A 26,034-nucleotide genomic window follows, 5' to 3' on the forward strand; every position below is an offset into this window, starting at 1 on the left:
ATATCTTGCATTACAATTGAATGTGAATTACTTCTGTTATCTAGTTTTCAAAGAACATTATCTCGAAGAATCGAATGATCCTTCAAAACTAAACAAGACAGGGAACGTTCTGTTTATAAGACCCGAGGTCTTATATTCCGTTAAAATCCTTAGAAAGGAGGTGATCCAGCCGCACCTTCCGATACGGCTACCTTGTTACGACTTCACCCCAATCATCTGTCCCACCTTCGGCGGCTGGCTCCATAAAGGTTACCTCACCGACTTCGGGTGTTACAAACTCTCGTGGTGTGACGGGCGGTGTGTACAAGGCCCGGGAACGTATTCACCGCGGCATGCTGATCCGCGATTACTAGCGATTCCAGCTTCACGCAGTCGAGTTGCAGACTGCGATCCGAACTGAGAACAGATTTGTGGGATTGGCTTAACCTCGCGGTTTCGCTGCCCTTTGTTCTGTCCATTGTAGCACGTGTGTAGCCCAGGTCATAAGGGGCATGATGATTTGACGTCATCCCCACCTTCCTCCGGTTTGTCACCGGCAGTCACCTTAGAGTGCCCAACTGAATGCTGGCAACTAAGATCAAGGGTTGCGCTCGTTGCGGGACTTAACCCAACATCTCACGACACGAGCTGACGACAACCATGCACCACCTGTCACTCTGCCCCCGAAGGGGACGTCCTATCTCTAGGATTGTCAGAGGATGTCAAGACCTGGTAAGGTTCTTCGCGTTGCTTCGAATTAAACCACATGCTCCACCGCTTGTGCGGGCCCCCGTCAATTCCTTTGAGTTTCAGTCTTGCGACCGTACTCCCCAGGCGGAGTGCTTAATGCGTTAGCTGCAGCACTAAGGGGCGGAAACCCCCTAACACTTAGCACTCATCGTTTACGGCGTGGACTACCAGGGTATCTAATCCTGTTCGCTCCCCACGCTTTCGCTCCTCAGCGTCAGTTACAGACCAGAGAGTCGCCTTCGCCACTGGTGTTCCTCCACATCTCTACGCATTTCACCGCTACACGTGGAATTCCACTCTCCTCTTCTGCACTCAAGTTCCCCAGTTTCCAATGACCCTCCCCGGTTGAGCCGGGGGCTTTCACATCAGACTTAAGAAACCGCCTGCGAGCCCTTTACGCCCAATAATTCCGGACAACGCTTGCCACCTACGTATTACCGCGGCTGCTGGCACGTAGTTAGCCGTGGCTTTCTGGTTAGGTACCGTCAAGGTGCCGCCCTATTTGAACGGCACTTGTTCTTCCCTAACAACAGAGCTTTACGATCCGAAAACCTTCATCACTCACGCGGCGTTGCTCCGTCAGACTTTCGTCCATTGCGGAAGATTCCCTACTGCTGCCTCCCGTAGGAGTCTGGGCCGTGTCTCAGTCCCAGTGTGGCCGATCACCCTCTCAGGTCGGCTACGCATCGTCGCCTTGGTGAGCCGTTACCTCACCAACTAGCTAATGCGCCGCGGGTCCATCTGTAAGTGGTAGCCGAAGCCACCTTTTATGTCTGAACCATGCGGTTCAAACAACCATCCGGTATTAGCCCCGGTTTCCCGGAGTTATCCCAGTCTTACAGGCAGGTTACCCACGTGTTACTCACCCGTCCGCCGCTAACATCAGGGAGCAAGCTCCCATCTGTCCGCTCGACTTGCATGTATTAGGCACGCCGCCAGCGTTCGTCCTGAGCCAGGATCAAACTCTCCGATAAATGGATCACAGACTAAGCTCACTGCATCCTGCAGTAACGTCTGTGTGATCTGCATCGTGCAGACCTTAGTTTGACTGACTACGCACATCGCTGTGCGATTTATTTAAAACTTTGAATTAACAGGTACGTTTTGTCTTGTTTAGTTTTCAAAGATCATTACCGCTTGTTGAAGCAGCTTTATTATCTTACCACTTAGCTTCTTTTATGTCAACAACTTTTTTCAAATCGTTTTCGAAGCTTTTTGTTTTGTCTGCTGTTCATCAGCGACGTTTAATAATATAACACCCTTTTAAAAGTATGACAATAGTTTTTTTAAAAAAAGTCCCTGTTTATTTTCATTCATACTTATTTCAGTTTCTCTTCTATAGAAAGAATGCTGTCTTGTGGTTTGGTATATTTTCTTGTATAGTAAGATTGAACTAAATACTTGATGACCACAAGGGGAGCATTAAAGCTGAGAGTGAACGTTTTGTTCTGACCCTTTGAACCTGTTAGTTAACGCTGGCGTAGGGATGTGGCAAAGCCAAATGAATTGCAGTTTTGTAAGCAGCGCGCGGACCTTTTCCCATCCTTCCCCGCCCTGCTTTTTTGTTTATCCTTGATACGGTTGTCTGACCAGGGGGAAAACTATGAATCATTCAACACAGCTTGTGCGCTTAATAGAAATAGCGATTATGACCGGAGCGGCCGTCATTCTGGACATTGTGTCAGGTATGTTTCTCCGTATGCCACAAGGCGGATCAGTCTCTATTATGATGATTCCGATTTTTTTGATTTCATTCCGCTGGGGAGTGAAGGCCGGGCTTACGACAGGCTTTTTAACAGGGATTGTCCAGATCGCCATCGGCAATTTGTTTTTGCAGCACCCGGTGCAGCTATTTCTTGATTATATCGCGGCGTTTGCAGTTCTCGGTTTCAGCGGCTTGTTTGCTTCCGGTGTCCGTGAAACGGCATTGGCTAAAAAAAGAGGCGCATTAACGGTGTATGTGATAAGCGGCGTTTTTATCGGCAGTGTGCTGCGGTATGCGGCACATGTGATCTCCGGAGCGGTCTTTTTCGGAAGCTATGCTCCGAAGGGCACTCCGGTCTGGATTTATTCGCTCGTCTACAACGCGACTTATATGATTCCTTCTTTTATCCTTTCAGCCATTGTCCTTATCTTATTATTCATGACGGCGCCGCGGCTTCTTGAATCCAAGCGGGCAAATTGAAACAGCAGGCGGGTTATGCCTGCTGTTTTTTTATCCAGAGCTGCGTTCTTTCTTCGAATCGCTCAGTTCTTTTGTAAGTTCATTTATGCTTTGTTTTATGTTTCCTTTGCCTGAAAAATTCTCAATGATCTCTTTTACATTGATTCCGGAAGATGCTTTTAAACTTTCCTGAAGACCGGCCATTAAATTGGTTGCATAGCCCGTGACTTTATTGGCTCCGCCGTTTTCACCGCTTCCTCCCGTATCAACGACAGTTATTTTATCAATGTTGGAAAGAGGCGCCGAGACTTGCTTCGCATACTCAGGCAGCATTTTCACAATCATATCGAGGATTGCGGCCTGCCCGTATTTTTCGAAGGCTTCAGCAATTTTCTCTTTAGCTTCCGCTTCCGCAAGACCTTTCAGGCGGGTGACTTCCGCTTCGGTTTCTCCTCTCGCCTTTTCAGCCTCCGCTTTAGCAAGACCGTCAATTCTCACGCGTTCAGCTTCCGCTTTGGCCATCGCTTCAATACTATACTGTTCGGCATCTGCTTCTGCGAGCTGCTTCGCCTTTGCAGCTGCGGCCGCTTGTTCTACCGAATAACGGTCGGCATCGGCCTTTTTCTTCACTTCAGAGTCATACTGGCGCTCACGGCGGAGAATTTCTTTTTCTTCCAATTCAATCTGCTTTTGCCGCTCAATAATTTTAATCTGCATTTCCTGCTCTGTCACCTGCTGGCGGGCTTTTGCTGTTTCGAGGTCATATGCCTGGTCGGCATTGGCTTTTGCTGTGTCCTGCTCTCTTCTGTATTCCGCCATTTTCAGCTGATTGATTTTTTCCGCTTCAGCTATTTCCGTCGCCCGCTCCAGCTCTGATTTTTTTGCGTCCTTATCAGCCGCCGCGCGTTTAATTCTCGTCTCTTTATCCGCTTCTGCCGTGGCAATGTCCGCATCCCGCTTGACTTGGGCGATTCGCGGCTTACCTAATGATTCTAGATAGCCATTTTTATCGCGGACATCTTTAATCGTAAAGGAAACGATCATCAGTCCCATTTTGGCAAGATCCTGAGACGCAACCCGCTGGACTTCCTGAGAAAACTTTTCCCTGTTTTTATAAATTTCTTCAACGGTCATGGAGCCGAGGATGGAACGCAGATGGCCCTCCAGCACCTCACGCGCCTCCTGCTCGCGGTCCTCCTTAGACTTCCCTAAAAATTGTTCAGCGGCTGTTGCGATTTCCCCGATGGAGCCGCCGATTTTTATAATGGCGGTTCCGTCGGCCATTACCGGCACCCCTTGTTCTGTATAAACTTCAGGTGTAGAGACATCAAGCTTGCTTGAAAGTAAACTGAGAGGTTCCGCCTGCTGGAACACCGGAAGCACGAACGTTCCCCCGCCCCGGACGATTTTCAGACGATTTCCGCCTTCATCAATGTGGACGTTCTTATTTCCCAAATAGCTTCCGGTTACGATAAGGGCTTCGTCAGGCCCCGCCGTCCGGTACTTCGTAATAAATACAGCAATAAGTGCGATGAGTAAAAAGAATACGATTCCGATAACGATGATAATCGGCATAGTCATAACAGTTCCCCCTTAGATATCAGATTGGTTCATGCGGCGTCACAAAAAGCACTCCGTCTTTCACGTCAATCACTAATACGGCCGTCCCGTACTGAATCTGTTCTTGATCAAAGCTGACAGCAGATTTAGAAATGGCGCCTCCGATTCCCTCTATGATCACTTCCCCATAGCCGTCTTTCGGAACCGAAGTAATAACCCTGCCGATTCTGCCCTTTAAATCCGACTCCCGGTATACGAGCGACCCTTCCGCTGATGAAAGCGGTACAAGGATGAAGAAGTAAAGCAGGCTGACCAAAAAAACTGAAAGCACAAATGAAAGTAATGCAATGACAGGATGTGAAAGCGGAGTTGAGATTTCGCCGATGTAACCCGAGGCTGAAAAGATGGTCAAAAACGACAAAATCAACGTTGGATTTACGAATGAAACAGGAATGGCTTCCGAGACGCCGTGAAACACATCTTGAAAAAACAGAATCAAAAGCGTGAGACTCCCCGCAATAATCAGTGTGTAAAGATAGATCGTCTCAAGCGGCAGATGAAATACACCCACATTCTTTCCTCCTTTCGGCCTGGATGTCGGAGTGTTACTTTATATACGGTTGTAAAGGAAAATGGTTTCAATTTTCTGATAAGAAAGGCTGATTACATGATTATCCAATCCGGATATGGTATGTTTACTCCAAAGGAGGAGATAGAATGAGCATTTTTAATGAAGCCAGACAGCAGACTTGGGAAGAACTGAAAGGACTCTCTGATGAGGAATTCAACCAAAAGCCCGCGGCTGATGAATGGAGCGTGCGCGAAGTCCTTGACCATTTAAAGAAAATTGACGAATCAGCGCAGAATCTTTTATCAAAGCAGGCAAAAGAAGCACCGTTTAAAAAAATCGAAGAAAAACCGATGGAGTTTATAGAGGACAGAACAACTAAACATCCGGCACCGTCACAGGTTGAGCCTGAGCAAAACCGAATATCAGTCATTGAAGCGAAACAAGAATTAGATACAGCAAGACAGCAGCTGACCGCCGTTATTTCATCATTAAACGAGGAAGACTTTGAACGGGTGCTTCCGCATCCCGTTTTTCAAGAACTGACGATCCGCCAGTGGATTGATTTTATCGGCCATCATGAAAAGCGTCACATCAATCAAATAAAAGAAATCAAACAAAAAATCGAGAAGGTCTGAGTCAGACCTTCTCGATTTTTTTCTTGACGCGTTTCGGTTCATAGGAATGGATGGCGACCGAATCACCCGTGCATATGTCTCCCGGCCGTTCAACAATACAGACAATTCCTCTTCTGCCCATTGCGTGCCTCACAAATGCCGCAGCGAGTTTTGGCTGATCCGGGTAAAAGGATTGAATGATTTCTCCCGGCTGAATGCACGGATCATTTTCTCCCTCGCACAACAGAGACGCACCGCTTGGAAATATTATTCTGCTTCCTTCTTTAAGCGGCGTCAGTGCAGAAAAACCGCTGATTGCGATATTAGCGCCGAGCCATTCGGGAAAGATATGAGAAACCCCCATCGCCGCCGCAATCTCATCACATTCCTCCATGGACACGATTGAAATTTGTCTCCGGTTAAAAATTTCCGTCCCTCTTTGATACATCGGCTCCCGCGCACCGGCTTTTTTTGTCAGTCCGAAATGAAGGTCACCTGGAAACCCGCCGTATTCCGCACGAAGCTTGTCCATCTTTTTGGTAACAAATTGTTCCGTATCTGCTATATATACGCCTTCCGCCTTTGCTGTTATGCACTTCCACATCACCCGTCACCGCCTTTTTCTTGACATTATCCTTAAAAAACCCCGCTCTGTAAAGGAGCGGGGTTCAATTATTATACCGTTTTCGGCGTTAAGTCAAAGCAGCGTTTGTAAATCCAGTTGTATGCTTTCTCATTCAAGTCTCTTGGATTTCCGAAGGTTTGCGGATCTTTCATGGCTTCTTTTGATAAGCGCTCAATCATGTCCGGAGACACACCTTGTTCTTCTAAGCTCGGCACCTCTAAATCTTTTACAAGGTCATACATCCAATTGACGGACGCTTTGGCCGCTTCTTCGGTTGTCATGTTGCTTGTATCGATTCCGAATGCTTTGGCGATGCGGGCAAATTTTTCCGGATATCCCTTCCAGTTGTATTCCATTACCGGCCCCATCATTGCTGCGACGCATTGCCCGTGAGCGACAGGGATGATGCCGCCGAGTGTCTGACTCATTGCATGCGCAGCGCCAGCGGATTCACTGCCGTATGAAAGTCCGGCAAGCATCGCCGCCTGTGCCATGCCGTATCTCGCTTCCAAATCCTCTCCGTCCGCGAACGCACGCTTAATATAATGCGCCCCATATTCAATAGCCATTAAAGCCACGGCATCAGTGATCGGCTGCGCGAATTTCATCGTATAGCACTCAATGGCGTGCGCGAGAGCATCGATACCTGTCATGGCCGTCACATGCGGAGGCATGGACGTATGCAGCTCAGGATCAATGACTGTTAAATGCGCGGCGATAAGCGGTCCGCCCGTATTGAATTTAAATTCTCTTTCCTCGTCTGTAATGACCGCCCATTGCGTAACCTCTGAACCCGTTCCGGCAGTTGTCGGGATCGTCGTCAGCGGAGGAATACGGTTTTCCAGCGGCTTTTTGCCTTCCGCGGCTTCATAATCAAGCACGCTACCTTCGTGTGTCGCTTCTACTCCGATCGCTTTCGCCGTATCCATGGAGCTTCCGCCGCCGACAGCCACAAGGCCGTTACAGCTTTCTTTTTTATACAGTTCAGATCCTTCGTTCACAAGACGTACAGGCGGGTTCGGCTCCACTTTGTTAAACAGGACGACTTCGATGCCCGCTTCCTGCAAGGATTCAATAACCGGGTTTGCCACTCCCGCATTATAAATTCCCGGGTCTGTTACGAGCAGCGCTTTTGTGACGCCAAGCGCTCTGACTTCTTTTCCCGCATGCTGAATCGCGCCGATTCCGTGCTTAATAACTGTCGGGATTTCGAATGTATGGAATTTATGCATGCTTTCTACTTTCATATTTAATGTCATATTATATCTCCTCCTCGTTATGCTTGAAACCAGTTAACAGGTGCAGGTTTCGTGTTGCGGTAAATATGTTTGACTTCCGTGTATTCTTCCAGACCGATTTTGCCGAGTTCACGGCCGAAGCCTGATTGTTTGTACCCGCCCCACGGCGCTTGCGCGAAATACGGATGAAAATCATTGATCCAAACCGTACCCATCCGCAGTTTTGCGGCTACGCGTTCGCATTTTTCAATATCCTTTGACCATACCGCTCCGGCCAGCCCGTAAATGGTATCGTTGGCGAGTCTGACCACTTCTTCTTCAGAAGAGAATGACTCGACTGTTAAAACGGGGCCGAAGATTTCCTCTTGGACAATTCTCATGTCAGACTTGCAGTTTGAGAAAATAGTAGGTTCATAGAAGAAACCGTTTTGAAGGGCGGGATCATCAGGACGTTTGCCGCCTGTTTCCAGCTTTGCCCCTTCTTCGATTCCGATTTCTACGTATTTTTCAACTTTGGCCCGATGCTCGGCGGAAATCAGCGGACCGCTTTCCGTATCTTCATGAAAACCGTTTCCTAATTTGATGCGTTTCGTGCGCTTGATTAACTCGGCTAAAAATTCATCATGAATGGCTTCGTCCACTAAAAGGCGCGAGCCTGCCGAACAAACTTGGCCGGCATGAAAAAACACGGCGTTGAGCGCTTGATCTGCAGCTGTTTCGAGATCCGCATCTTTAAACACGATATTCGGATTTTTGCCGCCAAGCTCAAGGGCAATCTTTTTCACATTGCCGCTTGCCGCCTGCATGATTTTTTTGCCTGTTTCAATTCCGCCCGTAAAGGACACCAAATCGACGTCAAGGTTTCTCGCCAGCTCATCCCCGACAGAAGCGCCCGGTCCAAGCACAAGATTGGCGGCTCCTTTCGGAATACCGGCTTCTTCTATTAATTGAAAGACTTTAATGGTTGTCAGCGGAGTTATCTCGCTCGGCTTTAAAACGATCGTGTTTCCGGCCGCAAGAGCGGGAGCGATTTTCCAGCTCGCCTGAAGGAGCGGATAGTTCCACGGCGTAATTTGTCCGCATACGCCGATTGGCTCTCTGACGATTTTACTTACGGAATCGGGAATCGGAGATGAGATGACCTCGCCTCCGTCTTTATCCGCCAAACCGGCATAATACTGAAATACATTTGCGATATCATCCATGTCGGCTTTGCTTTCTTCAATGGTTTTCCCTGTGTCCAGCGATTCCAGCTCAGCTAATTCGTTCAGATCTCGTCTGATTAATTCCGCAATTTTCAGAACAAATTGACCGCGCTCAAGTCCCGAAAGCACCGGCCACTCCCCTTCATCAAATGCTTTTCTGGCTGCGGCGATGGCTTTCACCGCATCGTCCCGGTCTCCTTCACATACTGTTGCAATTTCTTCCTGATTAAATGGATTGATGATACGGCGGGTCTGTTTTTTTTCTGCACTGATCCATTCGCCGCCGATATAAAGCGTTTTGCTCATAAGAGTCCTCCTTACCGAAAAGTAAGTTTGTTAAATAAAAATTTAATGTTTTTAACAATGTTAATTTAACACATGTTTTTTAACCTGTCAAAACCTTGTTTGTCCGCTTAGGTTTTGACATTTCGCCATGATTCGTTAAGATTAAGAACATAAAGAAATGACTTAATCAATTTAATCTTCAAGAGGAAAAGAGGGACAGTATGGATGAGAATCCAGAATTTGCAGCTATAGAACAAGCAAGGGATCTTGTCATTGATTCCATTGCTGAGACGATGGATCTGTACGGAATCACCCGGAGTGTCGGAATTTTATACGGAACAATGTATATGAGGGATGAAATGACGCTTGATGAAATGCGTGAGGAACTGCAGATGAGCAAACCGAGTATGAGCACAGGCGTCAAAAAGCTGCAGGATTTAAATGTGGTCAAAAAAACCTTTCACCGCGGCACGCGGAAGCATACATTTGTAGCGGAAAAGGATTTCTTTACGTTTTTCACGAATTTCTTCCCGCCGAAATGGGATCGGGAAGTTCAGGTGAATTTGTCCGCCATCGTACAGGCCCAGGCGGATTTGCAGGCCGTTTTGCTGGCAGAGGAAGGCAGCGCGGAATTACAGGAAGAAGCGCGGCAGTTATATGATCAGCTTGAAAGCTCGAAGGCCTATTATCATTGGCTGAAGCGGCTCGCCGATTCAGTCCGGAGCGGAGAGATTTTTAACTTTATTCCGATAGAAACAGACGAAAAAACGCCTGAATCGTAATCAGGCGTTTTTTCTTCGTCATTTTTCGACGTGATTTGATTATTTTCGAGGAAATATAGGAACATAACCCCATTTACTTCCATTAAAATTGATGGTAAATTTTTATAGGTACGGTCGTTCTTTTTTAAGAACGATCGACAAATTTTTTAAGGGGGATTTTGATATGAAACAAAAGTTTTTCTCAACTATCATGGCAAGTTTATTCGGCTTGGCTTTACTGCTTTCTCTGCCGACAGCGTCATTCGCTGCTGAATCAGGTTCAACCGTTCACGAGCCGGAAATGTCCACAAAGGCGACCGCTTCCTTATTTGCAAAATACACAGGTGCCAGCCAGCAGGAATGGTCATTTTCTGACATCGAATTGACGTACCGCCCGAACACGATTCTGAGCTTAGGCGTTATGGAATTTACCCTTCCTAGCGGATTTGCGGCTACAACAAAGGATACAATCAACGGACACGCTTTGCGTGAAAGACAGATTCTGAATAACGGCAAAACAGTCAGACTTCCGTTAAACATTGATTTGCTCGGCGCGGCGGAATTTAAGCTTTCTCTTAATAATAAAACGCTGCCTGCTGCAGGTACATATAAGTTCCGTGCAGAAAATAAATCATTGAGCATCGGCTCTAAATTCTATGCTGAGGACACAATTGTTGTTCAAAAACGCAGCACACCGCCGACACAGCCTTGCAACTGCAAATAATTGCGAAAAACGGACCGGCACAAGCCCACCGCTTGTCAGCCGGTCTTTTTTTGTGCCGTTTTTTCTTCCGGCTCTCACATTGACAAACCTTTGAAACAGGAGTACATTCTTGTTTGTTGTATTTGGAGTGACGAAAACAGTTTCTTAAGGAGTTATGAGGATTGGGAAAAATCAAAAATAAACAATTTGCCGTCATCGGACTCGGCCGTTTCGGCGGAAGCATCTGCAAAGAGCTTTTTAAAATGGGGCATGAGGTGCTGGCCGTCGATATCAGCGAAGAGCGGGTCAACGCATACTCCTCTTATGCCACTCATGCCGTGCGGGCAAATGCGACGGAAGAAAGCGAACTTCAATCGCTCGGCATCAGAAATTTTGAATATGTCATCGTGGCAATCGGCGCCAACATTCAGGCAAGCACGCTGACGACGCTGTTATTGAAAGAACTGAACATCCCTAACATTTGGGTGAAGGCGCAAAATTATTATCATCACAAAGTGCTTGAGAAAATCGGCGCTGATCGTATTATTCATCCGGAAAAGGATATGGGCGTGAGGATTGCGCAAAGCCTGTCGGATGAAAACGTCTTAAATTATATTGACCTGTCAGATGAATACAGCATCGTAGAACTGTCAGCCACGAAAAAACTCCATTTAAAAACCATTCTTGACCTCGGCGTCCGTGCCAGATTCGGCTGCACCATTCTCGCCGTGAAACATAATGGAGACATTCAGCTGTCCCCTTCTCCGGAGACTGTCATCCATGAATGTGACTGCCTTGTGCTGATGGGGCATAAACGTGATATTAAAAGATTTGAAACAGAGGGAATGTAAAAAAAGCCGGCTGCGGCCGGCTTTTGTGATGCTTATGTTTCTTCATTTAACTGGACGGCGGTTTGGTCAACCCAGCCGATCAGCTTGTCTTTCACCTGAAATTGATACCAGACGGATCCGCCGTTTTGCTTCTCAGACACAACTTTAATATGCTGGCCGGTAAACTTTTGCGCCGATGCCAGTTTAATAGAATGCTGCTCTTTCGACGGCTTGGACCAAACATCTTCCATGGCGTAGTCTTTGATGGCGCCTTTCTTATCAACTGCTTTAAGAGAGGCATTGATTTTGTCAAATTCATTCAGGTTATAGGTTTCTATGACATCTTTAATTTTTTCCGCATAGTCGGGATCTGTGGCATAGCCGGATTTTTGAAGGGCTGCCGCAGCTGATTTATAATCGTCCGCTTCTATGACAGGTTTATACTTCTTTTTATTCCAAGACGTTCCTTTGACAAATAATTTGGCGTGGTCATCCATGGATTCAAAAAACGTGTTGTACTTACGGAATTTTGCCCGAATCGTTTTTCGTTTCCCTTTTTCAAATTCATCTGTTTTCATCGTGACGTGTTTTCCTTTATAATCACCTTTTACACCGAACAGGTTGCGCGCTTTTCCAGCAAGCTCACTGTTCCCCCAATCCGATTCGAGAATGGCCTGTGCAAGGGTGATGCTCGGAAGGACATGATATTTCTCATATAAAATCTGAGCATGCCCGGAAAGGCTGTCAATAAAGACCTGCTGCCCGTCCACCTCTTCAGGCGGTTTTTCTTCCGTCGCTATGAATTTCGAAAACACCATTGATACCAGAAATAATCCGAATATAAGAGATACAGCAAAAAGGCATCCAAGCACCCTTTTGGTCTTTGCTTTCTTTTTCATATCAACCTTCCTTTAATTCCGGAATCACTAGATTTATAATTTTACTGGTCATTGATGAAAATTTCAATAAAATAGGGAAAAAGACGGAGAAAGAACATGTGTGCAAACAAAAAACCCCTCAAAGAGGAGTCTTTTTTTTATGCCATGCTCAGCTGAGGACCGAACAATTCAAATTGAACGGAATCAGAGTTAAACCCGAGTGCAAGAATCATATCTTTCATTTGCGTCATAAACGGTGCTGAACCGCACAAGTAAAATTCAGTATCTTGATTCAGATGAAGCTGCTCTAAGAAGCTTTGATCAATCCGGCCGCTGTAAAAAGGCTTGTCCCCTGAGCGGTCTTGTTCTGACGGTTCACTGTATACATAAATGACGTTAATATTCGGATCGCCTGCCGCAGCTTGCTCGACTTCTTTGCGGAACGCGGCGTACTCTCCGTTTTTCGCGGCATGAATAAAAGTAATAGAACGCTCCGGCTGTTTTTCGGCGGCTGTTTTCAGCATGCTCATCATCGGCGTGATTCCGGAACCGGCACTGAGAAGAACAGCCGGTTTTTCGGCGGAAGACAGTTTGAAATCCCCGGCGGGTGCGCTGACTTCAAGTTTATCTCCTTCTTGAACTTCATTGTGGAGATGAGAAGAAACCGCTCCGTCCTTTTTCACGGAAATCCGATATTCGCCTTTTCGGGCAGCATCAGACAGGCTGTATTGGCGAATGTGCGTATAAGGAGAATCTGCAATCCGCACTTTAATGCTGATATATTGCCCCGCTTCAAATTCGGGAAGCGCAGAGCCGTCGCTCGGTTTGATATAAAATGATGTGATGTCTTTGCTTTCTTCGGTTTTCTTTATCACCGTAAATTCTTTATATCCCTGCCATCCGGCCGCATTGTACATATCTTTTTCAATACCGATGAAAGCCTCTGCAATGACGCCGTAAGCTTTTTCCCAAGCCTCCATAATATCAGGAGTTGCGGCATCCTGCAGCACATCCTTGATCGCCAGAAGCAAATATTTTCCGACAATCGGATAATGCTCCGGCTTTACCCCGATGCTAGTGTGTTTATGGCCGATCTGTCTGACCGCCGGAATGATTTGTTCTAATTGATCAATATTCGCCGCAGCCGCAATGACTGCATTTGCCAATGCTGCGCGCTGCGTCTGTTTCTTTTGGTTCGTTTGGTTAAACATATTTAACAGTTCGGGATGATCTTGAAACATCAGGTTATAAAAGCGTCCTGTGATGTTTTCTCCATGTGTTTTCAATACGGGTACTGTGCTTTTGATGATGTCTATTGTTCTCTCATCCAGCATGTTAATCCTCAACCCTTCTAAAGATGTATTTATAATATATCTTTATAGTAAGAGATATTTCGAATAAAAGATATATCTTAAATGAATCTTTAGAAAAGTCGTCACAATATTGTGTTCGATTTGGAATCATTGGTTTTTATTCCCTTTTTCACCTATTGGAACCGGGACACATATTGTAGAAATTATACGTTTACACATGAAAGCAGGGGATTGTATGGTTTCTTATATGGATTACACGTCTCCGAATACACAGTTCACATATGATGTGAATGAGAGCCGTTTTTTCACTAAAGATCATCGGAACTTTATCAATGTATTGGGGATTAAACAGTTAAACACGCTTGAAAATATTTCATTACTGGATATCTTTTTGAGCAAGACCAATGTGATTGAACCGCATACCCATCAAAATGCCGCTGAATTGGTGTACTGTATTTCGGGTTCCGCAACGGTGTCGATGCTGAATCCGTTCACCCAGAAAATACGAAATTACCCGATTACCCCCGGGCAAGTGGCGAATATTCCGCAGGGGTGGTGGCATTATGAGATCGCGACTTCAGATAATACCCATCTTTTGGCCATATTTGACGCCCATACGCCTGAAGTGATTTACGGCTCGGATGTTCTCCGTCTCACGCCGCCCGAGATCATGGCGCATACGTACTGTCTGAATGAACAGGAATGGGAAAAAGCTGTTTCACCGATCCGCAAATCAACTGTGATAGGTCCCGATAAATACTGCGGGCAGTCTGAAAATACGGGTATTCACGATATGAATAAACCTTATCAGCCAAATACGCATTATCCGAATGATCCGTATCGGCATTATGATCCGCCGTTATATTGGGGGTATTAAACGGAGAGCAGGAGCGGCATTAAAAAAAGCCCCTCATGAAAGAGGGGCTCTTAATCATTACGGTCCGGTTCCGCAGCTTACTTTGTACTCACCTTCGGGCAATTTTTTTGAATCACATATTTCTGAAGCAGACGTGAAGACCACAGAGAAAGAGCGGGGAGCGCTGTTAAAAGAAGTGCCACTGCGCTGAAAGAGTTAGTAGAAGATAGATTTTCCTCTTATTCCTTTCATTTAGTTGTTAGAAATGAAGCAGAACACAGAGGCTGCTGCAGAGGATTAAAAACTTATAAAGGTATGGAGCCAAGGGGCTCGAACCCCTGACCTCTACGCCGCCAGTGTGGAGATGATAGGGTTTGCTGACCAGTCTTTCTGATAAAAAATCTTCTGTTTGGCGAAAAATGAACAAGTTGGTCCCAAATAGGATTGTAAATTAAAGTTAATTTCCCACTAGACCTGTCATCAAAACGCCCATCACAATCAAGAATAATAGTAAAAGTAAACAAAGTGCCAGGATAACAAAAGAAATATTCTTTGCAATTCCTTTAGGTGATTTGATTGCCAGAATACTCCCCACGACAATTCCTAGAATTCCAAGCGCCCAATGAATATGAGGCAGAAAGCACAATGTGAATAAAAGGATGATAAGCGGCACGATCCCAAAATACTTTCTCATTTCTCTCCTTTCTATTTTCCCTCCATTAAATTGATAAATTGAAAAGAAAATTGAACTTATAAATATTGAGTGCCATATTTTTTAAATATTAGCATAGAATTATCGTTCGAGTTTATGGCGACGGATACATACGCAAGGTTATCTGCGCAGTTCATTATGAAAACACCTACGGAAGGAATTTCGTGTGAAGGACTTAAAGGGGGATAGATGGCTTATTGTATTTGATTCTCTTTTTCCCTTGAGACTTATGAAGTTGGGAGATGATCAAATGACTGATTTTGAACGAAAAGTTTTTAATATGACCCGCTTTGGGAAAAATCCCTCCATGGAACAATTGAAAGAAAAACACAGGTGGATGTTTTGAAACTAATAAAGAAAACTAAAAAAGCCTTTTCCGAAGAAAAGGCGTAAGCTGTTCAAGTCTGAAAACGCTCAGAAGCTACTTTGATTGTATCCTGTGCTTGTTTTTCTACCGAGTTCATACCCAACCCACATACTAAAGTCAATGTCAGACCCAGGACGATGAAGATGCTCTTTTTAAAATTCATACAGGCACTCTCCTTCTTAGGTTTGATTACGATCAGATGAAACTTGATATGATCCATCAAATGAAACAGCCGATACCGTTAGACCGACCCCTGACATTAAAACGACAGCCGATACAATGATAAATACGCCTTTTCTAAAATTCATACAGGCATTCTCCCCTCTGAATTTGTTTTTGTGTTTGAATCATTTTTCGATGATAAAAATAAGATTTGTCATATTGTTTTGACTCTGCATAAACAGCAGCCGTATCAAGAGCAATATCTTCTACATACGAATAGTTTTTATTTTTCTCAAGGTAATCAATTGTTTTTTTGATTCCCATTTGGTCTATTGCATTAATATATAAAGCCTCCAAATATTTTTGCAGAGATTCAAACAGCTTATCCCCGTGATATATCGCTGATGAAAGTCCCTTTTTGCTGATTTGAATCGCCTCGCTTGTTTTCCCTTGTTTAAATAGAAGCTTTGCGTATGTAAACAAGGAATGCGGGAGGTTACCCAATTTATACTTTTCAGATATCTCTGCTGCTTTTTTTAAGTAGATTTCAGCTTTACTATATTCTTCTAGGTCTCCGTAATTCTTTCCTATGTTGTAATAAGCAGAACTGAGCAGCCTTTCATTATTGTTTACTTGTTTCGACAACTCTAAAGCTTTTTCTAAATGCGGCAAACTCTTTTCAAAGCGTTTAAAGTCAACATAATTCCCCGATATGACAAATAGACATTGAATTTTCCGGACTTTATACAACTCATACTGATCGTAAATATCGAGCGCTTGCTTTACGTGATGCATGGAGACGTGGCTTTGTTTCATACCGTAATATGCTTCAGCCAATTTAAAATGAAACTCCGCTCTCTCAATTTCATCATGCACATGAACAAGTTGTTTTTCAGCCTCTCTATAGAAGCCGATCGCCTTTACATACTGCTTTTGATCAAATTCATACATGCCGCGGAAAAATAAAGAGTAATAACACAGCAGGCCGGAAATTCCTTTATTTGATACTTCGATTTTTTCCAGCAGCTCGTCAATTGTCGGTCTCACGCGGGTCGTCACCGGTTCTAAATAATCCAGCATGAGCTGATGGCGGAATTTCATGAGGGTGTAGTAAATCAGTAAATACTCGTCTTCTTCCATCTCATTTATTTCTTGCTCCACTTCCGCTTTCAAAATTTCCGCATCCGGAACACTGAACTGACGTATCATTTTGTACCATTCATTAATTTTAACGCCTACCTCCGATGATGGTAAAACAGAACTCACAAGGCCACTCCTCCTTTTATATAATATTCTAACATTTCCAAATTATGTTTGAATGAAAAAAAACCGCAATTTGTTTGCGGTCTGCCAGATTACTTATTTTCACATAACTGTTGGAAACGGCCATTCCATTTGCGATAATAAAACTAATGCATGGGGAATATCATTTTAAAATGCGCCTTACTTTATCACTCAAATGTTTTAAGCTCTATGAAAATGTGTACTTTAGGAAAACGTTTATAAGTAGACTCTCTACAAGTCTACTTTATTTTTTTCTCATAAATAAACGAGGTGAAAATCAATGGATGGTATAAAATTTTTAGAAGATATGACACGACTCGGAGTAATCATTTTGGTGTTCTCCGGATATGCTATTTACTGGAAATTAGGCAAAACAAAAAGAGAGCGAGGGCTTACAAAATTTGAAGCTTGTCTTAGGTTCTCTGTGATGTTCGGTATATTAGCTTGGGGTCTTTCGTTTCTTGCTTTGAATTTGTGGTCATAAGATTAAAACCAGATAAATGTACCCTTATTAGGAAAAATTTGTTTTTTGTACATTTTTTCAAAATAGGGAGTTATAATATCGCGTTTATACTTTTTAGGCGCGATGATTGACGGTTTTCGGCATGGTGAAGGACTTTTCTTATGTGGATTAGGAAAGGGGCGGCTTCTATGTAAATTGATCAATTTCTAAAACGGTCAACGGGCAGCCTCTTGTAAAACCACCTAGGCTCTCCTTATAGCAGCCGGTGAAATTCAGAAACGCGCCGGTCATGCAAGCCGAAGACATGTAACCGAAAAACTTAAAAATGAGACAGCTCAATATTTTGAACCATTCAATCTTAATTTGAAGGCGAGACTTTTTTTGGGGCTGTTGGTTCTGTTCCTGACAAATAAAAAAACCCTTATAGAATAAGGGTTTAAAGGTATGGAGCCAAGGGGGCTCGAACCCCTGACCTCTACGCTGCCAGCGTAGCGCTCTCCCAGCTGAGCTATGGCCCCGTGCGGTAACGTCATGTTTTATTATAGACGAGTTTCCTTCGAATTTCAAGCCGAAAATTCAGTTTGCTTACATTTTTCTGAGACGTTCTTCAAACATAGAAAAGACCCTCCGGGGGCCTCTTCGTTTATCGCACGAGCATGATTAAAATGATGCCGAGGATGACACGGTAAATGGCGAACGGGACAAGCTTAATCCGATTAATAAGCCGAAGAAAAAATTTGACGACTAAGAGAGCGACGACAAAGGCGCAGATAAAACCGACAAGAAAAAACGGAATCATGTCAGGAGAAAGACTGCTCCAGTATTTCACCAGCTTCAGAAGGCTTGCACCCGCCATAATCGGAATGGCCATGATAAATGTAAAGTCTGCGGCCGCCCGGTGATTCAAGCCGAGAATGACACCTCCGGCAATCGTTGAACCTGATCGGGAAAAGCCGGGCCACAAGGCGAGACATTGGAATAAACCGACACAGAAAGCCTGTTTGTAGGTGATTCTGTCTACCGTATTGATCGTATCTTTTCTTTTATTGACCCAGTCCGCAATCAGCATAAGCACGGCTCCGGCAATTAGTCCGTAAGCGACCGTTCTTACGGAGAATAGATAGCGGTCAATGAAATCCTCAAATAAAAAGCCGAGCACTGCGGCCGGAACAAGACCGACAGCGATTTGCGCGATGGTCAGCCTGTATCCTTTCTGCTGGTCGCGCGTCACGTTTTTTTTGAGGCCGAGTAAATTTAATATCCGATCCTTAAACACAATGGCCACCGCCAGGATCGAACCGAGCTGGATCACCACTTTGAAGGAATTGGCGGCTTCAGGATTCATCAGGCTTCCGGATTTCAGCCAGATGTCATCCGCTATGATCATATGTCCCGTGGAAGAAACCGGCGCGTATTCCGTCAGCCCTTCCACGATTCCCAAAACGGCAGCTGTGAACATCTCCCATAGTGTCATCCTATTCTTCCCTTCATTTATCATTTACAAAAGAGAAGCTCTCCTCTGAAGGAAAGCCTGTCTTATAATAAATATCATGTCGGTTCCGATTTTATGACTTCGATACGGCATCATTTTTTTCTTCTTCATATAAATGCGAGCGCATTTTGAACCAATCAAACAGATGGGTCGTGACCACTTTGATGACCGCGTAGCCCGGGATGGCTAAAATAATGCCGACAACCCCGAACAGCTTTCCGGCGGTTAAAAGAACAAAGATGATGGTAATCGGGTGAATGTGAAGATTTTTCCCCATGATCTGCGGAGAAATTAATTTTCCTTCCACGAGCTGGACAACGGTCCATACAATCGCAAGCTTCAGCAGCATAAGAGGCGAAGTGACTAAAGCGATAATAATCGCCGGCGTGATGGCAATGGTCGGCCCTAAATACGGAACAACGCTCGTACAAGCGGCAATGACCGCAAGCAGTGACGCATAATCAAGTCCGATAATCAGATAGCCGATAAATAATAAAAACCCGATGCAGAAGCTGACGATGACCTGTCCTCTGATATAGGAGCTTAATCTGTGGTTCATTTCGCTCAGCATCGTATACGTTTGTTCTTTCAGACGGGTGGGCACAAATTTCAAGATATAGATTGGCAGTTTTTTGCCGTCTTTCAGCAAATAGAACAGAATAAACGGCACGGTTACAATTGAAATAATCACTTCCGTCAGCGCACCGATAAAATTCCCGACTCCGGTAAATGTGCTGTTTGCAATTGTCGCCGCCTGCGCCGATACTTTATTGGCAAGATCGGAAATGTTGATATTCATCGTCTTTTGCGCCTGATTTACAAAATCGCTTCCGATCAGGCTTTTCGTCTGATCTTCAACGATGTCCACATATTTTGGCAGGTTGTCGATCAGGCTCATGATCTGTTCCTTTAAAAACGGAATAATTGAAACGATCGTAATCGTAATCAGCCCTATAATAACGAGGTAAAGGAGCAGGATGGAATAGACTCTTTTCACTCTTATTTTTTCCAATATATCTACGATCGGATTAAGCAGATAATAAACAATTCCTGTCAAAATAACGGGGAGTGCAATCGTTTTGAGCAGGACGATAATAGGTGTGAAAATAAATGATGTCTTCATAAAGACAAGGATATTGAGACCGATGAGCAGCAATACAAGCAAAAACAACACAAATTTATTGTCTAAGAAAAACTGTTTAAATCTGCCGCCCCATGTTTGCAATGTTTCCACTATTGTTCCTCCATCATATGTATTTTACTTAAATTGTACACTATCGTTCCTGTAATGAAAAATAATAACCGGTCTCTATGGGAATTTTTCCTATACTTTTGGCGGACAGCCTTTTTTCCATTTATGTTTCTTTGAAAAACAGCTATAATGTAAGCCAATACATAGAAGGAGCGATAGCAATGATTCGATTTGCAACAGTCGGAACGAATTGGATTACAGAACGATTTCTGGAGGCGGCTTCTGCTATTGATGATTTTCAATTAACGGCGGTTTATTCCAGAACTGAGGAACGCGCGGCGGAATTTGCCGGCAAACACGGCGCAGCTCATTATTTCACCAGCCTGAGAGAAATGGCGGAAAGCGAAGCCTATGATGCGGTGTATCTCGCCAGCCCGAATGCATGCCATAAGGAGCAGGCGATCCTTTTTATGGAACACGGCAAGCATGTGCTGTGCGAAAAACCGTTTGCGTCTAACGCAAGGGAAACGGAAGATATGATTCACGCAGCCAAAGCGAACGGCGTTCTCTTGATGGAGGCCATGAAAACGACGTTTTTGCCGAACTTCAGCATGCTTCAAAACCACTTACATAAAATCGGGCCGATCAGGAGATTCACGGCAAGCTACTGCCAATATTCATCACGATATGATGCATATAAAAACGGAACGGTGCTTAATGCGTTTAAGCCTGAATTATCGAACGGTTCGTTAATGGACATCGGCGTATACTGCATTTATCCGGCCGTCGTCCTGTTCGGCAAACCAAAAAACGTCATTGCGACCGGTCACAAACTAGCATCCGGCGTTGACGGCGAGGGCACGGTTATTTTGTCATACGACGGGTTTGAAGCGGTGCTGATGCATTCAAAAATATCAAATTCGTTTGCCCCGGCGGAAATACAGGGTGAAGACGGCACAATCGTGCTGGACAGCATTCACGGGCCGGAGCGGGCGGAAATCCGCTATCGTGATGGACGGATGGAGGACATTTCCGTTCCTGATCTGAAACCGGCGATGTATTATGAAACGGCTGAATTCATCAGCCTTCTTCGGAACGGACAGCAGGAGTCTTCCGAAAATACCTTTGAACGCTCTTTCATTACGGCAAGCATTATGGAAGAAGCGAGAAAACAAATCGGAGTTGTCTTTCCTGCCGATCAAAACTAAAAACATCCGCCCGGGTTTCGGGCGGATGTTTTTTATTTGGATGCTAACAGGTCAGCGAACGCTTTTGCATACTGCGGAAGGTCGGGCGGGCGGCGGCTTGATACAATATGGCCGTCAGTTACGACAGCTTCATCCAGCCACTGTGCCCCGGCATTTGTCATGTCGTCTTTGATGCCGGGCGTGCTCGTTACTTTTTTTCCTGCGAGAATTCCGGCAGATATGAGCACCCAGCCTGCGTGGCAGATCTGGCCGATCGGCTTTTTCTGCTCGTTCATCGTACGGATGATGTCCAAAACTTCCGGATATCTTCGCAGTTTGTCAGGAGCCCAGCCGCCAGGCACGAGCACGGCATCATACTCCTGAATAATCAGGCTCTTAAAATCGTAATCCGCCGTCGCGGGCACGCCGTATTTTCCTTTGTATGAACGGCCGGCTTCTTCTCCTATTAAATGGACGATCGCGCCTTCCTCCCTCATCCGGTAGACGGGATACCAAAGCTCTAAGTCTTCAAAGTCGTCACTGACAAGCGCTATGACTTTCTTGCCTTCTAATCTCATCACTGCCACTCCCTTCTTTTTTTCAAGTGTATCGCTTTTTTCAGCTGAGGAAAAGAAACAGCTCGTTACAGCTGTTCTTCGCCTTCAGACTGAATCGTAAATTTCCGTGTGACCTGCTGCAGTTCTTCGGCCATGTGCGCAAGCGTTTCAGCAGAGGAACTGATTTCTTCCATGGAAGCCAGCTGCTCTTCGGCTGACGCGGCGATGTCTTGAATGCCGGCGGACCCTTCTTTGGCGACTGAGGTAATATCCTCCACCGCGTTTGTCACGTTTTGTGACCCGGCCGCAAGCTGCTCAAGCGTTCCGTTCATATGCTGCAAAGCGCCTGAAATCTGAGTCGTCATTTCCGAGATTTTTTTGAAGCTTTCGGCCGTTTGATCCGTAATATCGAGGCCTTCTTTCACGTCTTGATTCACCGCTTGGAATACAGAAAGCGATGTGGCGATTTCTTTGACGATTTCCTGAATCAGCGTTTCGATTTCTTTCGCGGAGTCGGCTGATTGTACGGCAAGCTTTCTCACTTCTTCCGCAACGACGGAGAAACCGCGTCCGTATTCGCCGGCTCTGGCTGCTTCGATAGCCGCGTTTAGAGCAAGCAGGTTTGTTTGATCGGCAATGCCGTTAATGACGTTCAGAATGCTCTTAATGTCGTGCGACTTCGTTTCCAGTCCTTTTACGACGGCTTCCGCCTGCTGGACGGAACGATCAATTGTTTTCATCTGGCCGACCGTTTTCGCCACTAATTTTTCTCCGCTTCCGGCCGTATCAGAGGTTTGAATGGCCGATTCGGTGATTTCCGCCGATACATTCGCCGTCTCGGCAATGCCCGTATTCATTTGGGACAGGTGATCAGCACTTTCTTCCAATTTCTCGCTTTGTGATTCGTTTCCGTTTGAGAATTGCTCAATCGCCAGTGTGATATGCTCGGTCGCCTTGCTTGTCTGACCGGCAGATGCCGTCAGCTCTTCGGATGAAGAAGCAACATGTTCGACGGATGATTGAATGACGCCGATGACAGACCGGAGTGATGCCGACATCTCATTGAAGCTTTGGCTGAGCTGACCGAATTCATTTTTCGACCTGATGTTAATAACTTCGGTTAAATCGCCGTCGCTGATTTTAGCTGATGTCGAGACAAGTTTTTTGAGCGGTTTTGAAATCGAGCGAATGATAAAGAAGATTAAAATCCCGCCGACGATAAGAGAAATCGCAAGAATGATCAGCGCCATTTTCATGACAGGCGCGGCTGCGTCATGTATCTCACTGACAAAGAATGTGCCGGCGATTTTCCAGCCCGTCAGTTTATTTGTCGTGAAGGCCATTTTCTTTTGCTGTCCTTCAAACGTGTATTCAAACGATCCGCTTGATTTCGAAAATACTTCTTTCGTCCAGTCTCCGGAGCCTTCCGTTCCCGCTTTGATGGTCGGATGGGCGATGTATTTTTTATCTCCCGTTGTAATGAAAGCAAATCCTTTATGACCGATCTGTACGCGCTGAGAGGCATTCAGCAGGTCGCCCAGATTAATATCCAGCGCTACAACGCCTGAGCCGTCTTTTGTCTGCTGGGCAATCGTAACGACCGTTTGTCCGGTTGCAGCGTCCTTATAAGGCTCGGTAAACACCGGCTGTCCGCTTTTTTCAACCGCTTTTGTATACCACTCGCGTGTGAGCGGATTGAAATCGGACGGCACGTCAGCAGACGGATATGTCACAAACGCTTTGTCGGCGGACGCGGCATAAATTGATGTGACATCGTCATTTACAGTGACATACTGCTTCATATTTTCAAGCAGGTCGGATTTATTTTTTTTGTTCATTTTGTCCTTTGTGATTGATTCACTGTAATAGTCAAGTCCTTTCAGCTTGCCTTCGAGCATGTTTTCCAGCACGCTGTTCAGTTCGCTGACATTTCCTTGCGCGCTGTGGGTCAGTTCGTTTTCTAATGTACTCCCCGCCGTTTGGTAGCTGAAATAGGCAAGTATGCCGATCGGAAGCACCAATACGGCTAAAAATGCCGCGATAAGCGGCTTGCTGATGGATGGCTGTTTGATCCAATGTATCAGTTGTTTCATTTTTTCAGTCTCCTTCTTTGAAAAGCTAAATCTATTATCGACAGCTAGGACAAAAGATTTATTAAAAAAACTAAAAAAAACACCCAAACAGCACATTTGGGTGTTCTATGGACTATTATTCTATTTTAAATTGTTTCGTCATATCACGTAATTCTTCCGCCATCTGGGATAACGTTTCTGAAGACGAACTGATTTCTTCCATGGAAGCCAGCTGTTCTTCGGCGGAGGCCGCGATATCCTGAATGCTGGCTGAACTTTCTTTTGCGATGGACGCGATTTGCTCAGAAGCTCCTGAAATCTGCTGCGAACCGGCTGTCAGCTGTTCTACTGTCGCATTCATGTTTTGAATTTCTCCGGCGATCTGGTTCGTCATTTCCGAAATCCGCCTGAAGCTCGTTTCGGTCTGATTCGTAATATCCAGCCCGCTCTCCACCTCTTTGTTGACGGATTGGAACATGCCGAGAGATGTATTGATTTCGTTGACGATTTCTATAATTAAGCTTTCGATTTCTTTCGCTGAATCGGCAGACTGCACCGCAAGTTTTCTCACTTCTTCTGCGACGACGGAGAAGCCCCGGCCGTATTCACCGGCACGCGCGGCTTCAATTGCGGCGTTCAGCGCAAGAAGATTTGTCTGATCGGCGATTCCGTTAATGACACGGAGAATGTTTGTAATGTCTTTTGATTTTGTTTCAAGCCCGCGCACCACTTGTTCAGCTTCTTTCACTGACCGGTCAATGACGTTCATTTGACCGACCGTCTGGTGGACGAGCTTTCCGCCTGAATTGGCGACTTCCGCTGATGTGACGGAGGATTCGGTAATGACGGCAGATGCTTTCGCCATATCTTTGAGTCCGCTGTTCATTTGGTAAATATGTTCCGCGGCGCTTTCAATTTTTTCACTCTGGCTTTCATTTCCGTTAGAAAATTGTTCGATTGCCAGTGTGATATGTTCGGTTGCCTTGCTTGTCTGCTCCGCTGAAGCCGTCAGCTCCTCTGAGGAAGACGCGACGTTATTCACGGAATCCTGAATGGCATGGATTAAAGACCGAAGTGAAGCTGCCATATTGTTAAAGCTTTTGCCAAGCTCGCCTAATTCGTCTTTTGACTGAATCTCGATCGTTTCGGTTAAATCGCCTTCACTGATCTGTTTCGATGATGTCACAAGCTGCTTGAGCGGTTTTGTGATTGAACGGATAATCAGCACCATGACGACTGTTCCGATGACAATTGCTAACAACAGAACGAGCAGGGACAGATGAAGGACCGGCAGCGCCGCTTCATGAATCTCGTCCACATACATCGTTCCGCTGATTTTCCAGCCTGTCAGCTCGTTCGTATCATAAGCCATTTTCTTTTCCTGGCCGTCGTATTTGTATTGAAAATCACCTTTTTTGCTGCTGTACAGCTGTTCAGCCCAATCTCCGTCTAATGCTGTGCCTGACGTGCGGTTCGGGTGAACGACCACTTTTTTGTCTTTCGTCAGGATGAAAGCGTAGCCGGATTTTCCGATTTTCACTTTCTTTGTCGTTTTCAGAAGTTCTTCGATTTTCATATTGATGGCGACGACCCCTGAGCCGTCTTTCGTCTGCTGAACGATCGTCACGACCATCGTATTGGTGGAAGCCGTGCGGTAAGGATCTGTTACAACAACTTTCCCCTTGTTTTCCACGGCTTTTTTATACCAGTCTCTTTCAAGCGGATTATATCCTTTAGGCATCTGCAGATCGGGATACCGTGTGAAATGGCCTTCCGTGTCACTCGTATAGATGGATTCCACATCTTTATTGATTTTCATATACTCTGTGAATTTATCGATAATTTGCGATTGATTTTTCGGCTTGTACCGATCCTTGGTGAGCCAATCGCTGAAATATGCCGTTCCGTCTTCCTTCTGGCTGATGCTGGTATTGATCATATTATTAATCTGCTGCACATTATCTAATGCGCTTCCCATCACCTGCTTGTCAAGCGTGCTTACCGCCGATTGATATGCGATAAAAGCCAGCGTTGAAATCGGCAGAATAAGAATGGCCAAAAAAGAAATGAGCAGTTTTCTTGTAAGCGATCTCTGCTTGATGATTTGCATGATTTTTTTCATCTGCTATATCTCCTCTTACGTGTTTACCCTTCATATCGGCGATTATGGGTAAATATACATATCTAAAAAGAAGAAATATAACAAAACATACT

General features: G+C 45.2%; 21 protein-coding genes, 1 tRNA gene, 1 rRNA gene and 1 riboswitch. Of the genes, 8 read left to right on the plus strand and 15 right to left on the minus strand.

The features are described 5' to 3' along the window. Nucleotides 1–153: 153 nt before the first annotated feature. A 16S ribosomal RNA gene (locus tag ABDB98_RS14240) occupies nucleotides 154–1,703 on the minus strand. A 429-nt stretch (nucleotides 1,704–2,132) separates the two neighbouring features. After that, nucleotides 2,133–2,233: riboswitch (TPP riboswitch) on the plus strand. A 99-nt stretch (nucleotides 2,234–2,332) separates the two neighbouring features. Between ABDB98_RS14240 and thiT the strand changes: the two genes are divergently transcribed. Continuing rightward, nucleotides 2,333–2,914 (plus strand): energy-coupled thiamine transporter ThiT, encoded by a 582-nt coding sequence (thiT, locus tag ABDB98_RS14245; protein WP_047477124.1) that lies wholly within the window; start codon nucleotides 2,333–2,335, stop codon nucleotides 2,912–2,914. A gap of 30 nt (nucleotides 2,915–2,944) precedes the next feature. Here thiT and ABDB98_RS14250 read toward each other — a convergent pair whose 3' ends face one another. After that, nucleotides 2,945–4,474: a flotillin family protein gene (locus tag ABDB98_RS14250; protein ID WP_438420456.1), complete on the minus strand. Its 1,530-nt coding sequence runs from the start codon at nucleotides 4,472–4,474 to the stop codon at nucleotides 2,945–2,947. Nucleotides 4,475–4,493: 19 nt separating this feature from the next. Beyond that, nucleotides 4,494–5,024: an NfeD family protein gene (locus ABDB98_RS14255; protein WP_438420457.1), complete on the minus strand. Its 531-nt coding sequence runs from the start codon at nucleotides 5,022–5,024 to the stop codon at nucleotides 4,494–4,496. Between the two features lie 146 nt (nucleotides 5,025–5,170). Between ABDB98_RS14255 and ABDB98_RS14260 the strand changes: the two genes are divergently transcribed. After that, a complete protein-coding gene (locus ABDB98_RS14260; protein ID WP_438420458.1) occupies nucleotides 5,171–5,659 on the plus strand; it encodes a DinB family protein in 489 nt (162 codons plus the stop codon). 1 nt (nucleotide 5,660) lies between these two features. Here the strand turns inward: ABDB98_RS14260 and ABDB98_RS14265 are convergent, their stop codons facing one another. The 3 genes from ABDB98_RS14265 to betB form a co-directional block, all read right to left on the minus strand. Continuing rightward, nucleotides 5,661–6,242: an MOSC domain-containing protein gene (locus tag ABDB98_RS14265; RefSeq protein ID WP_438420459.1), complete on the minus strand. Its 582-nt coding sequence runs from the start codon at nucleotides 6,240–6,242 to the stop codon at nucleotides 5,661–5,663. Between the two features lie 71 nt (nucleotides 6,243–6,313). Beyond that, the gene (gene gbsB / locus ABDB98_RS14270) at nucleotides 6,314–7,522 is read right to left on the minus strand and encodes a choline dehydrogenase (RefSeq protein ID WP_438420460.1); all 1,209 of its coding nucleotides are present in this window, start codon (nucleotides 7,520–7,522) and stop codon (nucleotides 6,314–6,316) included. Between the two features lie 17 nt (nucleotides 7,523–7,539). Further along, entirely contained in the window at nucleotides 7,540–9,012 is a 1,473-nt protein-coding gene (gene betB / locus ABDB98_RS14275; RefSeq protein WP_198698055.1) for a betaine-aldehyde dehydrogenase, read from the minus strand. A 200-nt stretch (nucleotides 9,013–9,212) separates the two neighbouring features. On the opposite strand from betB, the gene cudC reads away from it, so the two are divergent. The 3 genes from cudC (at nucleotide 9,213) to ABDB98_RS14290 (ending at nucleotide 11,306) form a co-directional block, all read left to right on the plus strand. Further along, nucleotides 9,213–9,773, plus strand: coding sequence for a choline uptake/conversion transcriptional regulator CudC (gene cudC / locus ABDB98_RS14280; RefSeq protein ID WP_016938177.1), 561 nt, complete (start codon nucleotides 9,213–9,215; stop codon nucleotides 9,771–9,773). Nucleotides 9,774–9,936: 163 nt separating this feature from the next. Continuing rightward, nucleotides 9,937–10,476: a biofilm surface layer hydrophobin BslA gene (gene bslA, locus ABDB98_RS14285; RefSeq protein WP_438420461.1), complete on the plus strand. Its 540-nt coding sequence runs from the start codon at nucleotides 9,937–9,939 to the stop codon at nucleotides 10,474–10,476. Between the two features lie 161 nt (nucleotides 10,477–10,637). Continuing rightward, complete coding sequence (locus ABDB98_RS14290; RefSeq protein WP_438420462.1) at nucleotides 10,638–11,306, plus strand: potassium channel family protein; 669 nt, start codon at nucleotides 10,638–10,640, stop codon at nucleotides 11,304–11,306. Nucleotides 11,307–11,338: 32 nt separating this feature from the next. Here the strand turns inward: ABDB98_RS14290 and ABDB98_RS14295 are convergent, their stop codons facing one another. Both ABDB98_RS14295 and hmpA read right to left on the minus strand, forming a co-directional pair. Further along, a complete protein-coding gene (locus tag ABDB98_RS14295) occupies nucleotides 11,339–12,184 on the minus strand; it encodes a glucosaminidase domain-containing protein (protein ID WP_060964466.1) in 846 nt (281 codons plus the stop codon). Between the two features lie 137 nt (nucleotides 12,185–12,321). After that, a complete protein-coding gene (gene hmpA, locus ABDB98_RS14300) occupies nucleotides 12,322–13,497 on the minus strand; it encodes an NO-inducible flavohemoprotein (RefSeq protein ID WP_438420463.1) in 1,176 nt (391 codons plus the stop codon). A 214-nt stretch (nucleotides 13,498–13,711) separates the two neighbouring features. Here hmpA and ABDB98_RS14305 point away from each other — a divergent pair, with 214 nt between their 5' ends. Next, nucleotides 13,712–14,353 (plus strand): cupin domain-containing protein, encoded by a 642-nt coding sequence (locus ABDB98_RS14305; protein ID WP_438420464.1) that lies wholly within the window; start codon nucleotides 13,712–13,714, stop codon nucleotides 14,351–14,353. 1,355 nt (nucleotides 14,354–15,708) lie between these two features. On the opposite strand, the gene ABDB98_RS14310 is transcribed toward ABDB98_RS14305, so the two are convergent. Then, the gene (locus tag ABDB98_RS14310) at nucleotides 15,709–16,839 is read right to left on the minus strand and encodes a tetratricopeptide repeat protein (protein ID WP_438420465.1); all 1,131 of its coding nucleotides are present in this window, start codon (nucleotides 16,837–16,839) and stop codon (nucleotides 15,709–15,711) included. A 298-nt stretch (nucleotides 16,840–17,137) separates the two neighbouring features. Between ABDB98_RS14310 and ABDB98_RS14315 the strand changes: the two genes are divergently transcribed. Further along, on the plus strand, nucleotides 17,138–17,341 hold the full coding sequence (locus ABDB98_RS14315) for a hypothetical protein (protein ID WP_438420466.1): 204 nt from the start codon (nucleotides 17,138–17,140) through the stop codon (nucleotides 17,339–17,341). 424 nt (nucleotides 17,342–17,765) lie between these two features. Here ABDB98_RS14315 and ABDB98_RS14320 read toward each other — a convergent pair. The 3 genes from ABDB98_RS14320 to ABDB98_RS14330 form a co-directional block, all read right to left on the minus strand. After that, nucleotides 17,766–17,838: transfer RNA gene (locus ABDB98_RS14320), tRNA-Ala, on the minus strand. 125 nt (nucleotides 17,839–17,963) lie between these two features. Beyond that, complete coding sequence (locus ABDB98_RS14325) at nucleotides 17,964–18,794, minus strand: undecaprenyl-diphosphate phosphatase (protein ID WP_045925819.1); 831 nt, start codon at nucleotides 18,792–18,794, stop codon at nucleotides 17,964–17,966. A gap of 91 nt (nucleotides 18,795–18,885) precedes the next feature. Then, nucleotides 18,886–20,046, minus strand: a complete 1,161-nt coding sequence (locus ABDB98_RS14330; protein ID WP_095241429.1) for an AI-2E family transporter — start codon at nucleotides 20,044–20,046, stop codon at nucleotides 18,886–18,888. A gap of 179 nt (nucleotides 20,047–20,225) precedes the next feature. Between ABDB98_RS14330 and ABDB98_RS14335 the strand changes: the two genes are divergently transcribed. Further along, the gene (locus tag ABDB98_RS14335; protein WP_438420467.1) at nucleotides 20,226–21,212 is read left to right on the plus strand and encodes a Gfo/Idh/MocA family protein; all 987 of its coding nucleotides are present in this window, start codon (nucleotides 20,226–20,228) and stop codon (nucleotides 21,210–21,212) included. 32 nt (nucleotides 21,213–21,244) lie between these two features. Here ABDB98_RS14335 and ABDB98_RS14340 read toward each other — a convergent pair whose 3' ends face one another. The 3 genes from ABDB98_RS14340 to tlpB (ABDB98_RS14350) all read right to left on the minus strand — a co-directional run bounded on the left by ABDB98_RS14340 (nucleotide 21,245) and on the right by tlpB (ABDB98_RS14350) (nucleotide 25,942). Further along, complete coding sequence (locus ABDB98_RS14340) at nucleotides 21,245–21,769, minus strand: type 1 glutamine amidotransferase domain-containing protein (protein ID WP_016938163.1); 525 nt, start codon at nucleotides 21,767–21,769, stop codon at nucleotides 21,245–21,247. Between the two features lie 65 nt (nucleotides 21,770–21,834). Continuing rightward, nucleotides 21,835–23,937, minus strand: a complete 2,103-nt coding sequence (gene tlpB, locus ABDB98_RS14345) for a methyl-accepting chemotaxis protein TlpB (RefSeq protein WP_438420468.1) — start codon at nucleotides 23,935–23,937, stop codon at nucleotides 21,835–21,837. A gap of 19 nt (nucleotides 23,938–23,956) precedes the next feature. Then, nucleotides 23,957–25,942 (minus strand): methyl-accepting chemotaxis protein TlpB, encoded by a 1,986-nt coding sequence (tlpB, locus tag ABDB98_RS14350; protein ID WP_438420469.1) that lies wholly within the window; start codon nucleotides 25,940–25,942, stop codon nucleotides 23,957–23,959. Nucleotides 25,943–26,034: the final 92 nt, after the last annotated feature.

Source organism: Bacillus siamensis (assembly GCF_051628075.1).
Taxonomy (GTDB): domain Bacteria; phylum Bacillota; class Bacilli; order Bacillales; family Bacillaceae; genus Bacillus; species Bacillus siamensis.

Excerpts from the sequence above, each read along its gene's own strand:
- betB (WP_198698055.1), bottom strand. The coding sequence starts at position 9,012 with ATGAGCAAAACGCTTTATATCGGCGGCGAATGGATCAGTGCAGAAAAA.
- ABDB98_RS14295 (WP_060964466.1), bottom strand. The coding sequence starts at position 12,184 with ATGAAAAAGAAAGCAAAGACCAAAAGGGTGCTTGGATGCCTTTTTGCT.
- cudC (WP_016938177.1), top strand. The coding sequence starts at position 9,213 with ATGGATGAGAATCCAGAATTTGCAGCTATAGAACAAGCAAGGGATCTT.
- tlpB (WP_438420469.1), bottom strand. The coding sequence starts at position 25,942 with ATGAAAAAAATCATGCAAATCATCAAGCAGAGATCGCTTACAAGAAAA.
- ABDB98_RS14315 (WP_438420466.1), top strand. The coding sequence starts at position 17,138 with ATGGATGGTATAAAATTTTTAGAAGATATGACACGACTCGGAGTAATC.
- hmpA (WP_438420463.1), bottom strand. The coding sequence starts at position 13,497 with ATGCTGGATGAGAGAACAATAGACATCATCAAAAGCACAGTACCCGTA.
- ABDB98_RS14250 (WP_438420456.1), bottom strand. The coding sequence starts at position 4,474 with ATGACTATGCCGATTATCATCGTTATCGGAATCGTATTCTTTTTACTC.
- bslA (WP_438420461.1), top strand. The coding sequence starts at position 9,937 with ATGAAACAAAAGTTTTTCTCAACTATCATGGCAAGTTTATTCGGCTTG.
- ABDB98_RS14305 (WP_438420464.1), top strand. The coding sequence starts at position 13,712 with ATGGTTTCTTATATGGATTACACGTCTCCGAATACACAGTTCACATAT.
- tlpB (WP_438420468.1), bottom strand. The coding sequence starts at position 23,937 with ATGTGCTGTTTGGGTGTTTTTTTTAGTTTTTTTAATAAATCTTTTGTC.
- ABDB98_RS14265 (WP_438420459.1), bottom strand. The coding sequence starts at position 6,242 with ATGTGGAAGTGCATAACAGCAAAGGCGGAAGGCGTATATATAGCAGAT.
- ABDB98_RS14340 (WP_016938163.1), bottom strand. The coding sequence starts at position 21,769 with ATGAGATTAGAAGGCAAGAAAGTCATAGCGCTTGTCAGTGACGACTTT.
- ABDB98_RS14335 (WP_438420467.1), top strand. The coding sequence starts at position 20,226 with ATGATTCGATTTGCAACAGTCGGAACGAATTGGATTACAGAACGATTT.
- gbsB (WP_438420460.1), bottom strand. The coding sequence starts at position 7,522 with ATGACATTAAATATGAAAGTAGAAAGCATGCATAAATTCCATACATTC.
- ABDB98_RS14260 (WP_438420458.1), top strand. The coding sequence starts at position 5,171 with ATGAGCATTTTTAATGAAGCCAGACAGCAGACTTGGGAAGAACTGAAA.
- thiT (WP_047477124.1), top strand. The coding sequence starts at position 2,333 with ATGAATCATTCAACACAGCTTGTGCGCTTAATAGAAATAGCGATTATG.
- ABDB98_RS14325 (WP_045925819.1), bottom strand. The coding sequence starts at position 18,794 with ATGACACTATGGGAGATGTTCACAGCTGCCGTTTTGGGAATCGTGGAA.